15 protein-coding genes are annotated in these 12,910 nt (G+C 68.0%); 6 read left to right on the top strand and 9 right to left on the bottom strand.

What is annotated here, in order from left to right; all coding sequences use genetic code 11:
* Nucleotides 1-143 precede the first annotated feature (143 nt).
* Together AC0IZJ_RS21760 and AC0IZJ_RS21755 are read left to right on the top strand one after the other, a co-directional pair.
* A complete protein-coding gene (locus AC0IZJ_RS21760) occupies nt 144-2,840 on the top strand; it encodes a pectinesterase (protein WP_471853633.1) in 2,697 nt (898 codons plus the stop codon).
* A gap of 46 nt (nt 2,841-2,886) precedes the next feature.
* Complete coding sequence (locus tag AC0IZJ_RS21755; protein ID WP_471853632.1) at nt 2,887-3,273, top strand: nuclear transport factor 2 family protein; 387 nt, start codon at nt 2,887-2,889, stop codon at nt 3,271-3,273.
* A gap of 10 nt (nt 3,274-3,283) precedes the next feature.
* On the opposite strand, the gene AC0IZJ_RS21750 is transcribed toward AC0IZJ_RS21755, so the two are convergent.
* The 3 genes from AC0IZJ_RS21750 to AC0IZJ_RS21740 all read right to left on the bottom strand — a co-directional run bounded on the left by AC0IZJ_RS21750 (nt 3,284) and on the right by AC0IZJ_RS21740 (nt 6,209).
* Complete coding sequence (locus AC0IZJ_RS21750; protein WP_471853630.1) at nt 3,284-4,438, bottom strand: alpha-hydroxy acid oxidase; 1,155 nt, start codon at nt 4,436-4,438, stop codon at nt 3,284-3,286.
* Between the two features lie 68 nt (nt 4,439-4,506).
* The gene (locus AC0IZJ_RS21745; protein WP_471853629.1) at nt 4,507-5,418 is read right to left on the bottom strand and encodes a LysR substrate-binding domain-containing protein; all 912 of its coding nucleotides are present in this window, start codon (nt 5,416-5,418) and stop codon (nt 4,507-4,509) included.
* A gap of 38 nt (nt 5,419-5,456) precedes the next feature.
* The gene (locus AC0IZJ_RS21740; protein ID WP_471853628.1) at nt 5,457-6,209 is read right to left on the bottom strand and encodes a tetratricopeptide repeat protein; all 753 of its coding nucleotides are present in this window, start codon (nt 6,207-6,209) and stop codon (nt 5,457-5,459) included.
* Between the two features lie 148 nt (nt 6,210-6,357).
* On the opposite strand from AC0IZJ_RS21740, the gene AC0IZJ_RS21735 reads away from it, so the two are divergent.
* Nucleotides 6,358-6,729 (top strand): MmcQ/YjbR family DNA-binding protein, encoded by a 372-nt coding sequence (locus tag AC0IZJ_RS21735; RefSeq protein ID WP_471853626.1) that lies wholly within the window; start codon nt 6,358-6,360, stop codon nt 6,727-6,729.
* Nucleotides 6,730-6,752: 23 nt separating this feature from the next.
* Nucleotides 6,753-7,688, top strand: a complete 936-nt coding sequence (locus AC0IZJ_RS21730) for a TIGR02285 family protein (protein ID WP_471853625.1) — start codon at nt 6,753-6,755, stop codon at nt 7,686-7,688.
* Between the two features lie 21 nt (nt 7,689-7,709).
* Here the strand turns inward: AC0IZJ_RS21730 and AC0IZJ_RS21725 are convergent, their stop codons facing one another.
* The 4 genes from AC0IZJ_RS21725 to AC0IZJ_RS21710 are packed head-to-tail and all read right to left on the bottom strand — an operon-like array spanning nt 7,710 to nt 11,129.
* Complete coding sequence (locus AC0IZJ_RS21725; protein ID WP_471853624.1) at nt 7,710-8,417, bottom strand: GntR family transcriptional regulator; 708 nt, start codon at nt 8,415-8,417, stop codon at nt 7,710-7,712.
* 54 nt (nt 8,418-8,471) lie between these two features.
* Nucleotides 8,472-9,293, bottom strand: a complete 822-nt coding sequence (locus AC0IZJ_RS21720; RefSeq protein ID WP_471853622.1) for an ABC transporter ATP-binding protein — start codon at nt 9,291-9,293, stop codon at nt 8,472-8,474.
* Complete coding sequence (locus tag AC0IZJ_RS21715; RefSeq protein ID WP_471853620.1) at nt 9,290-10,129, bottom strand: ABC transporter permease; 840 nt, start codon at nt 10,127-10,129, stop codon at nt 9,290-9,292. Before AC0IZJ_RS21715 ends, AC0IZJ_RS21720 begins: the two co-directional genes overlap by 4 nt.
* Before the next feature lie 4 nt (nt 10,130-10,133).
* On the bottom strand, nt 10,134-11,129 hold the full coding sequence (locus AC0IZJ_RS21710) for an ABC transporter substrate-binding protein (RefSeq protein ID WP_471853618.1): 996 nt from the start codon (nt 11,127-11,129) through the stop codon (nt 10,134-10,136).
* Nucleotides 11,130-11,477: 348 nt separating this feature from the next.
* On the opposite strand from AC0IZJ_RS21710, the gene AC0IZJ_RS21705 reads away from it, so the two are divergent.
* Together AC0IZJ_RS21705 and AC0IZJ_RS21700 are read left to right on the top strand one after the other, a co-directional pair.
* Nucleotides 11,478-11,780, top strand: coding sequence for an autorepressor SdpR family transcription factor (locus AC0IZJ_RS21705; RefSeq protein ID WP_471853617.1), 303 nt, complete (start codon nt 11,478-11,480; stop codon nt 11,778-11,780).
* Nucleotides 11,777-12,151 (top strand): hypothetical protein, encoded by a 375-nt coding sequence (locus tag AC0IZJ_RS21700; RefSeq protein WP_471853616.1) that lies wholly within the window; start codon nt 11,777-11,779, stop codon nt 12,149-12,151. Before AC0IZJ_RS21705 ends, AC0IZJ_RS21700 begins: the two co-directional genes overlap by 4 nt.
* Before the next feature lie 13 nt (nt 12,152-12,164).
* Here the strand turns inward: AC0IZJ_RS21700 and AC0IZJ_RS21695 are convergent, their stop codons facing one another.
* On the bottom strand, nt 12,165-12,512 hold the full coding sequence (locus tag AC0IZJ_RS21695; RefSeq protein WP_471853615.1) for a hypothetical protein: 348 nt from the start codon (nt 12,510-12,512) through the stop codon (nt 12,165-12,167).
* Entirely contained in the window at nt 12,509-12,892 is a 384-nt protein-coding gene (locus AC0IZJ_RS21690) for a VOC family protein (RefSeq protein ID WP_471853614.1), read from the bottom strand. The genes AC0IZJ_RS21695 and AC0IZJ_RS21690 overlap by 4 nt, the downstream gene beginning before the upstream one ends.
* Between the last annotated feature and the right edge of the window lie 18 nt (nt 12,893-12,910).

Below are 12,910 nucleotides of genomic sequence, written 5' to 3'. Positions count from 1 at the left end.
CCGGCCGCGAGCCTAACCGCAAGCGCAGGCGCATGGAGGTGCTGCCCGGCGTCGCGTGGCGAACAACTAAAGTCCTGGCCGCACGGCCTTGAACCTATGGAGACGCACATGACGCAGCATCCCGAAACCTTCCGTCCGGCGACATGAGCCGCGCCCGCAAGCTCGGCAGGAACATGCTGGGCCGCGCGCTCCTTGTGTGGGTGACGCTGCTGGCGGCGTGCGCCTCCGGGCCGGTCGTGACCGGGCCGGCCACGTCACACCGCGTGACCTTCGACGTCGACGGCCGGCTCACCCACGTGCAGGTTGCCGACCGGGCCTTGCTGCCAGCGCCCGCCAGGCCGGGCCGCGGACCCGGCGACTACTTCGCCGGCTGGTTCCTGGCAGACGCCGGCCCGGGCTATCTGTGGGACTTCGCAAGCGACAAGGTCAAGGCCGACGTCACGCTGAAGGCGAAATTCGTGCCGCTGTCGTCGGCCAACGTCGTGGTCGATGCCTACCTCGACGAATCCCGGCGCAACGCCTTCACCTTCAGGACGCTGCAGGAACTGAAGGCCGCGAACATCGCCAACGACACGACCGTGAACTTCACGCCGGGCGTCTACTGGACCGACGACTACAAAGACCCGCACAACGCCAACACCCCGCAGCACCCCGGGCTGGTGGGCATCGCATTCCCGCAGTCGGGCCTCACGTTCAAGGGGCTGACCTCGAATGCCGACGACGTGCGCATTGCCGGCAACCGCGGCCAGACCGTGGGCTCCAACGGCAACTGGAACGTCATCGGCATCGGCACGCGGTTCTCGGCTTACCACCTGACGTTTGCCAACTACGCATCGGTCGACCTCGTCTTCCCGCGCGACCCCTCGCAGAACCTGCGCCGCCGCGGCGACGCGCGCGTACAGGCGCAGACGGTCACGTCTGCCGGCGGCCCGCTGGACCGGCTCCATTTCGAGAACGTGCGCTTCGTCAGCTTCCTGAACCTGATCGCCGTCGGCCCCGTGCGCGCCTACTTCAAGGATTCGTATTTCCAGCTGACCGACGACGCGATTGCCGGCGGCACGCTGAACGTGTTCGAGAACTGCACCTTCGACTTCCACGGCAGCCACCCGTCCTGGGGAGGCTCGTCGACGATGGCGGTGTTTCTGAACTCGACCTTCAACTTCCTGAACGACAGCCCGGTCTTCTGGTTCTCCAAGAGCGGCGGCAGCTGGGCGCTCATCGACAATACCTTCAACGGCCCGAAGGAAGAAATCCGTTGGGAGAACATCCAGCGCCCCGACGTGAAGCACTACGTCCACAACAACCGTTATGCCGACGGCACGCCCGTCGTCTTCGACCCGCAACATCCGCAGGTCACGCAAACGCTGAGCGTCGAGGCGCTGAAGAGCTTCAAGGTCGGCGCGGCCTACAACGTCCACAACCTGCTCAGGGGCAGTGATGGCTGGAACCCCTCTGGCCAGCAAGCCCGGCATGACGGCGCGTTCAAGATGACCCTGGGCGCCAGCGCCAGCAGCCTGCGGTCGGACGACCCGCTCAACGAGGTGGTTATCACCCCGACCTTCACGCCTGCGAATGCGTTCGCGTTCGACGCGATCCGGTTCGACTATGACAAGGCGCTGTTCACACTGCTGCCTAGCAGCGGCGACGGCAAGCTGCATCTGCGGGCCCGGCTGAATGTGACGGGCCGCATCATCGACACGGTCGTCAAGGCGACGGCGCCCAACGGCCTGGTGGCGCAGGTGACGCTGCATGTGCAGCCTGCTGCGGTCAAACCGCCCGTGGTGGTGGGCACGCCGTCCATGGCGCTGAGTTCGGGCGTGGCCAGGCTCGATCTTGCCTACGACCAGCCGGCGTTCACCGATGCGTCCACCATCACCTGGTACCGCGGCAGCGCGCCGGGAAAGAAGGCGGTGCAGGTGGCCGTGACGACGCGCAATGTGCCGTACAGGAACTACGCCTTGTCGGCCGGCGATGTCGGCCACTACCTCACCGCCGTCGTCCTGCCGCGCTATGAGTTCAGCGCGCCCGCCACCGGCGCCATCGAGGTGGCCAGCACCCGCGCCGTCGTTGCCGCCGACGTGCCGCGCCCCCACGTCATCACCACGGACTTCGCCAACATCAGCTGGGCGGGTCATGCGCTGAACCAGCCCGATGTCTGGTACGCCGACACAGTCAAGCCCGCCGACGTGGCAGCCGCCTGGGTGCCTTCCGCGGCGGCGCCATGGGCCCATGTCGTTGGTGACCGGGACGGCGCCGTCGGCGTGCCGGGGCTGGTGACCGCGACCCAGGGCGCGCGCCTGCTCTACCAGCCGCAGGGCGCCTATTCGGACATGGCGCTGGCGCTGGAACTGACCCCCGAGAAGGTCGCCGGTCAAGGCTTCGGCAGCGCGACGGACCAATACCTGGAGGTCTACATCAAGTGGGATCCGGCCGCGCGGACCGGCTACGTGCTGCGGTTCCAGCGCCTGTCGAGTGACCCCCTGAACGGCGGGCAGCCCATCCCGTCATCGGGCAACTCGGTGCGGGTCTCGATGCTGGAATACGTCAACGGCACTCGGATGATGCTGCCGAACTCGTACGTCGAGAGCTCGGTCTTCATGCCGGGCGCCAAAGTCGTGTTCAAGCTGGTGGGTAACGTGCTGTCAGCCGACGTGACGACCCGGTCACCGCAGACCAGCATGCAGGCCGGCTACGGGCTGCCCCACGAGGTCCACTTCAGCGCGACGCTGCCGCGCGCGGCCAGCACCGTCGGCGGCTTCGGCGTGCAGTTCACCGGCACCCCTTCGGCCGGCAACCGGACGCTGCTGGAAAAGCTGGAGGTCACGCTCAAGCCGCGTTGAGTCCGAGGCCCGACATCGCCCGCCCGTCATCGCCACAATGGCGCGCATGGACGAATTGCTAGACGAACTGCGGCGCCGCGAAGTCGAACTGCACCACCCTGGCGTGCGCCTGGACGAAGCGCGACTGCATGCGCTGCTGTACGCGGGCTTCCATGAAGTGGGACGCTCCGGGCGCGTGTACGACCGGCCCACCATCTTGCGGTTCCTGGCCGAGCAGGGCCGTAGCGTGGAGGGATCGCCGGACGTCGTTCCGGACCAGTTTGCCGTGCGACCACTCGGCCCGGACGCCGCGCTGCTGACCTACCGCGCCGCACACCGCCAACTGGACGGCGCGCTCACGCGACACACGCTGCGGTCGTCCATCTGGGTGCGCGAGGGCGGGCAGTGGCAACTGCTGTACCACCAGGGCACCGCGGCCGACACCGCCTGGTGACGCAGCGGTCTCAGGCCGTCGGGTAGGTCCCCGGCACCAGGATGTCGCGCGTCACGTTGGCCAGCTGCGTGTGGCCACAGAACGCCATCGTCACGTCCAGTTCCTTGTGCAGGATGGCGAGCGCCTTGGCCACGCCTTCCTCGCCCATGGCGCCCAGGCCGTAGGCCATGGCGCGGCCGATCATGGTGCCGCGTGCGCCCAGGGCCCAGGCTTTCAGCACGTCCTGGCCGGAGCGGATGCCGCCGTCCATCCACACCTCCGTCTGCGAACCCACCTCGGCGACGATGGCCGGCAGCGCGTGGATGCTGCTCGGCGCGCCGTCCAGTTGCCGCCCGCCGTGGTTGCTGACGACGATGGCGTCGGCCCCGGCCTGCACGGCGAGCTTGGCGTCTTCCACATCCATGATGCCCTTCAGGATCAGCTTGCCGCCCCATTGCGCCTTGACCCAGGCGACGTCGGCCCAGGACAGGCGCGGGTCGAACTGCTCGTTCGTCCAGGCCGAGAGCGATCGCATGTCGCTGACGCCCTTCACATGGCCGACGAGGTTGCGGAAGGTATGGCGCCTGGTGCCCAGCATGCCGAGGCACCAGCGTGGCTTGGTGGCCAGGTTGATGAGGTTGCCCAGCGTCGGCCGTGGCGGCGCGGTGAGGCCGTTCTTCAGGTCTTTGTGGCGCTGGCCGATGACCTGGAGGTCCAGCGTCAGCACGAGCGCCGAGCACTTGGCGGCCTTGCAGCGGTCGATCATGCGGGCCATGGCCTCGCGGTCGCGCATCATGTAGAGCTGGAACCAGAACGGCGACGAGGTGTGCTCGGCGATGTCCTCGATGGAGCAGATGCTCATCGTCGACAGCGTGAACGGGATGCCGAACTTCTCGGCCGCGCGCGCCGCGTGGATCTCGCCGTCGGCGTGCTGCATGCCGGTCAGGCCCACGGGCGCGATGGCCACGGGCATCCTGGCGGCCTGGCCCACCATCGTCACGGCCGTGCTGCGGCCTTCCATGTTGACGGCCACGCGCTGGCGCAGCTTGATGGCGCGGAAGTCGCTCTCGTTGGCGCGGTAGGTGGTTTCCGTCCAGGAGCCGGAGTCGGCGTAGTCGTAGAACATGCGCGGCACGCGCTTTTCGGCGAGCTGGCGCAGGTCTTCGATGCAGGTGATGACGGGCATGGCGACTCAAGTTTCCGGAGTGGCCGCGATGCTAGGCCGGCGCGGCCCGGCGCAGGTCGGAAAAATCCTCAGGCCGCGCCGGAAGAGTTTTCCAGCGCTCGGCAGTGTGCCCGCAGCCAGCCTGCGAAGGCCTCGGCAGCCGGGCTGTGCCGGTGGATGAGCAGGCCGTAGTGGCGCTCGGCCGGCACCGTCAGCGCAAAGGGCTGCACCAGGCGGCCCTCGGCCAGCTCGTGGCGGGCCAGGCTCAGCCGCGCCAGCGCAACACCCTGGTCAGCCAGCGCGGCGGCCAGCACCAGGCCGAGGTCCACCAGGCGCGGGCCTTCGTCGGGCTCGGGCGTGTCACCCAGGCCGGCGGCGCGCAGCCAGGGCGCCCAGGGCTGAAGCGGCGTGCGCAGCAGCGGCAACGCGAGCAGGTCGGCCGGTTCGCGCAGCGGTCCGTGGGCGGCCAGCAGGGCCGGCGCAAGCAGCGGCGAGAGCTGGTCGCGCAGCAGCACCTGCTCGGCGGCCACTTCGTCTGGCACCGCGCCGTGGCGGATCTCCACGTCCGCACCCGCGTCGCCCTCAGCGAGCAACGGGACCGACAGCGTCAGCTCCAGCTCGATGTGCGGATGAGCGGCGGTGAAGCCGGGCAGGGCGGGCACGATGAGCTGGCGGGCAAAGGTGGGCGTGGAGGTGACGCGCAGGCGCTCGCGGCCTTGGGCTGCGCGCTGGTGCAGCGGCATGGCCTGAAGCAGGGCCAACGCCTGGCGCACCTGCGGCAGATATTCATGGGCCGCCGACGTGAGGCTCAGGCCCCTGGACGGCTGGCGCAGGAAGAGGGGCTGGTCCAGCCGCTCCTCCAGCCCGGCCACGCGCTTGGCGACGGCGCTGGCGCTCAGGGCCAGCTCGGTGGCCGCCGCCTCGAAGCTGCCGGTGCGGGCCACCGCCTCGAAGGCGAGCAGGGCGTCGAGCGACGGCAGGCGGATGGGGCGCGAGGGCATGCGTTGATCGTACCCAGCGCGGCCCTCATGGGCCGGCGTCAGAACGTCAGAGTCGTGGGCCCCGCGTCGCGCGATGTCGGCCGCAGGTAGTGGCCCAGCGTGCCGGCCATGGCGGCCACGACGCCTGCGGCCAGCCACCACGGTTGCTGTCTGGCGGCATTGACGCTGCGCGCGGGCCCCTGCTGCGGCTCCGCGATGGCCAGCGCCAGCGACAGTTCCTGCTGGCGCTCCTGGAGCAGGAAGATCATCCGGTGCGGGTCGCTGAAGCGCACTGCCAGCGCGCGCACGGCCTTCAGCTCGCGCTGCTGCACCCGCACGCCTTGCGGCCGCAGCGTGCAGCCCAGCGTGCGGCTGCGCAGGTAGAGCGCCTTGGCCGCGAGTCGGTCGGGCAGGCAGCCCACGCCGGCGTACAGGCAGTTGGCGAGGTTGAAGCTGGCCTCGGCATGGTTCTTGGCCGCTGCCGCGATATAGGCCGACAGGCCGCGCGACTCGTCGGCGGGCCCGCCGCGGCCGGTCATCAGTACCCGCCCGAGCTGGTAGCGGCCGATGACGCTGCCGCGGGCCGCCGCCTGCTCCAGCAGTGCGCGGGCCTGCACCGCGTCGGCGCGCAGCCCCAGGCCTTCCAGCTGGCACAGGCCGAGCATGGCCAGGCCGTCACGGTCGCCGCTCTCCGCTGCAGCGGCGCGGAAGCAGGCGACGGCGCGCGGGTAGTCCGGCGGCGTGGCGTGGAACAGGGCCAGGCCTTGCTGCAAGGGGCTGAGGTCCGGCGCAGTGAGGTCACGAGGAGACATGCGGCGATTGTGGTCACGGCACGTGACCCGTCGCGGCGAATGCGGCGTGTGGCCGACCGGCAAGTGCAGGCTGCGGCAGGAATTCACGACCCCGCGTCGGGGCCGGCGTGGGCAGAATGCACCGTCACCTCGCAAACTTCCCGGCACCATGAGTTTTTCAGCCCTCGCCAAGTACGCCATGGACCTGCCCGGCGCCACGCAGGACATCAAGTGGGGCGCCGACTGGGTCGCCAGCGTCGGCGGCAAGATGTTCTTCGTCGGCGGGCCGCATCCGGGCCAGTGGACGCATTGCAGCTTCAAGGTCGACGAGCATCGCTTCCTGGAGCTGACCGGTCTGCCCGGGTTCGCGCCGGCGCCGTACGCGGCGAGGTATCACTGGGTGGCGGTGTCGGACGCGAAGGCGCTGCCGCTGGCCGAGCTGAAGGCCTTGGTCAAACGGTCACATGAGCTGGTCGCGGCCAAGCTGCCGAAGAAGCTGCGACTCAATCTCGGAATGGCGGCAGACGCCGCAGGCCGCTGAAGCAGACGGCATAGGCTTGCGCCATGAACAGGCCTCTATCGCTCCTGGGTCGGCCTTTGTTTGGCATCGTGGCCCTGCTGCTGGCGCTGGCGGCCTACGGGGCTCAAGCGGCTGGCAAGCCGGTGCTGAACTGGATCGTGCTCGATCTGCCTCCTGGCTCCATGCCCGTCAACGGCAGGCTGACCGACGGCATCAATGACACGGCCCTCAAGCTCATCTTTGAAGCAATGCCTGACTGGGAGCACAAGGTGACGGTGGCCAACACTGCGCGCGCGATGCTGATGCTCAACGAGGGCGCTCAGGCCTGCTTCGGCTCGGCACTGCATACGCCTGAGCGCGAGCGCGTTGCCTACTTCACGCTGGCGTATCTGTTGCCGCCCGTGCAACTGCTCGCCCGCGCCGATACCGTTGCGCGGCTGCCGCGCAACGAGCAGGGTGAGGTTCTGCCCGCCGCCCTTTTCGACCGCCCCGACCTGCGGGGTCTGGTGATACCCCAGCGCAGCTATTCGGCAACGCTCGACGCCCTGTTGAACCGCCGCAGCGCCCACTCCGGCATACGCGCGGTATTGGCCACCGAGGGCGGCATCAATTTGATCAAGATGCTGAGACTCGGCCGCGCGGACTACCTCATCGAATATGACTTCGTGCTGACCTTGCTGCAGTCGCGCAACCCCGGCGTGAAACAGGGCGTGCCACTCCAGGCGCTGCCGCTGGCTGGCACAGAGCCCATCCAGGTGGGCGTTGCCTGCCCGCACACCGAATGGGGCCGCAAGGCCATCATCGCGATCGACGCAGCCATCGCCAGGGCTTCAAGCCGGCCGGACTATCGCAACGCGGTGAATCGCTGGCTGGCGCCCGAGGTCGCCAGGCGGTATCAGAGGCAGCAGACCGAGTTCTTCCAGCGGCGTGCGCAGCCGGCCGACCCAGGCAAGTATCCGGTCTGGCCCGGGTCGCGCTAGCTGCCGGCCGGGACACTGGAGCTACGCGCTCCTCGACCGCTCCCGCGCCTCATGCAAGGTCGCCAGCGTGATCTTGCGCACCTCGGCCTTGCTCTGCTCGACATGGCTGCGCAGCAGCATCTGGGCCTGCTCGACCTTGCGCAGCATCACCGCGCGCAGGATCTTGGCGTGCTCCACATAGGTGGCCTCGATGCGGTGGCCGCGGGTGAAGTCGAGGTGGCGAATGATGCGGATCTGCTCGGTCACGTCCCAGTGCACACGCGCCATCTCGGCATTGCCGGCGGCGCGCACCAGCGTGGCGTGGAAGGCCTCGTCCAGCTGGCCCACCGTGCGTGCGTCGCTCAGGCGCTCGGCGGCCGGCACCAGCCAGATGGCCTTCAGCGACTCCAACTCGGGCGGCGGCGTGCCGGTGTGTGCGCACAGCCGTGACACGGCGGCCAGTTCCAGGATGACGCGCAGGTCGTAGAGCTGCTCCAGGCGGCCGAAATCGATGGGTCGCACCGACCAGCCGGACTTGGCCTCCACGTCCAGGAAGCCCTCGTTGCGCAGCTTGAACAGCGCCTCGCGCACCGGCGTGCGGCTGACGCCCAGGCGCTGGCTCAGTTCGGCCTCCGAGAAGCGGTCGCCCGGCACGAGCTGGAAATCGTTCAGCTCGGCCTTGAGCCGGGCGTAGACCTGCTCGCCCAGATTGAGGCGGCTGTTGGCAGGAGGATCGAGGGGAGGCCGCATGACGCCGATGTTAGCGAGCCCGCGCCGCCAGTCAGCGGATCTCCGAGCGCATCGTCAACGCCGCACCTCGCGCTGGAAGATCTCCAGGCTCAGCTTCTTGGCCGAGATGAAGCTGGGCTCGGACAGCGTGGCCACCGTGCGCGGCCGTGGGTCCTCGTACTTCAGGATCTCCGCCACCCGCGTGGGCCGCTTGGTCAGCAGCAGCACCTCGTCGGCCAGGTACACGGCCTCCTCCAGGTCGTGCGACACCAGCATCATGGTCGTGCCCGTCTGCATGAAGACCTCCTGCAGCTTCTCGCGGATGAACAGCGTCATCTCGAAGTCGAGTGCCGAGAAGGGTTCGTCCAGGAACAGCACCTCCGGGCCGGGTGCCAGCGCCCGCATGATGGACGCCGTCTGCTGCTGGCCACCCGACAGCTCATAGGGGTAGCGGTTCAGGTCGAACTTGACGTCGAAGCTCTCCACCAGCTCGGCCATGCGGCGGTCCACCTCGGCCTTGCTGCGGCCTTCCATCTTCAGCGGGTAGGCGATGTTGTCGATGGTGCGCATCCACGGAAACATCGCCTCGCGGTAGTTCTGGAAGACGTAGCCGATCTTGGTGTCCTTCAGGCTCTTGCCGTCGAACAGGATCTGGCCCGAGTCGATGGGGATCAGCCCCGCGATCATGTTGATCAACGTGCTCTTGCCGCAGCCGTTGGGGCCGAAGACCGAGACGATCTTGTGCTTGGGGATGTCGAGGTTGAAGTCCTCGTACAGCGGCCAGCCGGCGAAGTATTTCGTCAGGCCGCGGATGGTGATGTGGGTGCCGGCCGGGCCGGGCTGGAAGGGGCGCACCGGCACGTCGGCGACGACGGGGGCATTCAGGACTGCGTTCATCTTCCGCTCCAGTGGACGATCTTGCGTTCCATGACGAGGAACAGGATGTTGAGCACATAGCCCAGGATGCCGGCTGCCAGGATGGCGGCGTACATCGTCTTGACGTTCAGCACCTGCTGCGCGTCGATGATGCGGTGGCCCAGGCCGTTGTCCGAGCCGATGAACATCTCGGCCACGACGACGATGACCAGCGCCATCGACACCGCCGAACGCAGGCCCACGAAGCTGGGTTGCAGGCTTTCCCATACGAGCACGTCCTTGAAGATCTGCCAGCGCGACGCGCCCATCACCTTGGCCGCCATGACCCGCTGCTTGCGCGCGTTGATGACGCCGTAGGCGCTGTTGAAGATGACGATCAGCAGCGCACCGAACGCGGCGATGGCGATCTTGTTGATGTCCGACACGCCGAAGATCAGCAGGAACAGCGGGATCAGCGCGGACGAAGGCGTCGAGCGGAAAAAGTCGATCAGGAACTCGACGCTGCGGTAGGCGCGCTCGTTGCTGCCCAGCAGCACACCCAGCGGCACGCCCACGACGGCCGCGATTAAAAAGGCCTGCACCGTGCGCCACACGGTGACGGCGAAGTCCAGCAGCAGCGGCCCGCCGGCCAAGCCCGTCACCAGCGTCCCTAACGTCGCCAGCGGTGGTGGCAGCAGGATGGGGCGGATGAGGCCGAAGCGCACCACCAGGTCCCAGATGATGAACAGGATCAGCGGGCCGATGAAGGGCAGCAGCCTGGCCGCGTTGAAGCGCGGCAGGCGCACGGCGGGCTGGCCGTCGGCAACGGGTGCGCGCCAGGGCTGGGCGGCGACGGGGGTTGGGTCCACGGTGGTCATGGCCTCATGCCTTGTAGAGCAGCGAAGCCACGTCCAGCTTCTTCTCGAACACGCCCTTCTCGGTGAAGAGGTCGAAGAACTTCTGGAAGTGCGCGACATCGCTGGGCGTGAACTCGTTGTAGAGCATGTAGGAGGCCAGCGGCACCTCGCCGGTCAGCGGGCCTTCAATGGCCGTGTAGCCCTTCAGGAAGGCGCGCGCCTGGGCCGGGTCCTTGCGCACGAGGTCGATGCCGCGGGCATAGGCGGCGATGTACTTCTTCGTCTCGGCCGGGTGCTTCTTGATGAACTCGGTCGTCAGCGTGGCCGAGCCGCCGTGCCAGGGCGCCAGCGGGTCGCCGAGGATGTATTTGGCGATGACGCCGGCCTCCAGCACGCGCGTGGTGCCATTGAGCCGGCCGACGGTGCCGGTGGGCTCCAGCGTGTAGACGGCGTCCACCTGGCCGGCCGCGAGCGCCGCCACGTGCTGGCCGATGGGCAGCTCGGTCACGGTCGTACCGGCCGCGCCGGCACGCTCCAGCACGGCCAGCGCCAGCGTCTTGTTCTGGATGCCCGGGCCGCTGGCCACGCGTTTGCCCTTCAGCTCGGCCAGCGTCTTGACGGGGCTGTCCTTGGGCACGAGGAACTGGTCGAGCACGTATTTCTGGTTGCTCGGGTTGGTGGCGATGATCTTGAACAAGCCCGGCGACGCGATCTCGCCCACGCCCAGGTTGCCCGAGCCCGTGCCGTTGGAGCTGCCGTCGCAGCGGCCGGCCAGCATGGCCTCCATCACCTGCTGGGCGCCGGCGAACTTGAGCGCCTCCACGTCCAGCCCGGCCTCCTTGAAGTAGCCCTTCTCCACCGCCGCGTAGAAAGGCAGGCCCGCTGCCACCGGCCAGTAGCCGATGCGGATCTTGGGCGGTGTTTGCGCGCGCAGCATGGCGGGTGCGCCCAGGGTGGCGATGGCGGCGGCTGCGCCGAGCAGCGTGCGGCGCTGGGGTTTGATCAACGGCGAATGAGGCATCTTCAACTCCTGGGTTTGGATGGGAACGTGGCGATACGGCGCGGGTCGACCTGACGACCACGCAGCGTGTACGTTCTGGTATACCGGTTGGTACGCAAGCATCAGGCGTGCCAGTCGCGGCGGCCGAGCGTCAGCCTCGCGGGCTTCCTCTGGTGCGCGGAGCGCCACCTGCTCGGCGCGCCCGGTGTGCGCCCCTGTCAGCCGCGGCGTTGGCGGCCGTTCTGCATCAGCTTGGGGCGGGGTGCACCCATCGGTGGTGCGGTCTGCGCCGTCACGCGACCTACCTCAAGCGGAATTCATCAGGACTTTTGCCTTGACACGTTTCGATGATTAGCTAATCATCGATCCATGAGCCAGGTCTTCAAAGCCCTTTCCGACCCCACCCGCCGTCAGGTGCTGCAGCTGCTGCGCGACGGGCCGCTGAGCGCCGGGGAGCTGAGCGATCAGTTCGCCGTGTCGAAGCCGACGATGTCCGCGCACTTCGCGGTGTTGAAGGAGGCCGACCTCGTGCACACCGAGAAAGAGGGCAAGTCCGTCATTTACCACCTGAAGCTCTCGGTGCTCGAGGAAGCGCTGCTGGGCTTCGTCCATTCGTTCGGCGTGGGCACGCAAGCCTCGGCGCCGGCGCGCAAGAAGGAGATCGCACGATGAATAAGGATCTGATCACGGGCCTTTTGTGGGCTGGCGGCTTGATCGCGATGGCGCTTGGCATGACGCTGGCGCGCAAGCTGGGCTATGTGGACGGCGACACCGTCACCCGCGTGGTCATCGCCATGAACGGGCTGATGATTGCCTGGTACGGCAACCGCATGCCAAAGCGCTTCTTCCCGCATGAACTCGCTCGCAAGGTCAACCGGCTCGGCGGCTGGTCCATCACGATCAGCGGGCTTGTCTATGTGGCGCTGTGGGCGTTCGCCCCCATCCCGGTGGCGGTCGCGGTCGGGTCCGCCGCCGTGCTGGCCGGGGTCGCGGTGCCGCTGGCCTATTGCATGTGGCAGCGAAACAAGTACAGGAATGCCTGATCGATGGGTGGCGTCAGCGCCGGCGCCTGGTCAGCAGCGGCTTCATCAGCCCTGCGATGAGGCACAGCAACATCGCGAAGAAAGCCATCCGCAGCACCAGGTCCACAGCGCCAGCCGAGGATGGCGGGATCTGCCTTGCCAGCAGGTTCTTCAGTTCGCAGAACAGGGACCCGCGTCCGGCGCAGTGCCGCTGCGCAAACGTGACGGCCTCGTTCACCTCGAAACCTGACGCGGCCAGCATCCAGGCCATCGCCGCCAGGATGACGATGACCAGGGTGCGGATCACCGGGCCGATGGCGCGGCCATCGGGGCGCATCATCGGCAGGCCGCTGCTGCGGCCGTCGGGATAAAGAGGTTTCATTGGCCCGCCGGTGGCTCCCACAACTCGACCTTGTTGCCCTCCGGGTCCACCACCCAGCCGAACTTGCCGTAGTCGGACTCGTCCACCTTGTCCTGCACATCGCAGCCCTCGGCCCGCAGCGCCGCCAGCAGCGCGTGCAGGTCGGCGACGCGGAAATTGATCATGAAGGGCGCGGGGCTGGGCGCGAAGTAATCGGTGTCCGCCTTGAACGGCGTCCACAGCGTCATGCCGGCGCCGGTCGGGTTCTCGTCCGCCCAGTTGAAGACGGCGCCGCCCCATTCGCTGACGTTGAGGCCGAGGTGGCGCTGATACCACTCGCCCAAGGTCTTGGGGTCCTTGGCTTTGAAGAAGATGCCGCCGATGCCGGTGACGCGTTTCATGGGAATTCCGATGGTGGA

The sequence above is a fragment of the Roseateles sp. AC306 genome (genome assembly GCF_979253795.1).
This window is presented reverse-complemented; position numbering and strand designations above follow the sequence as displayed.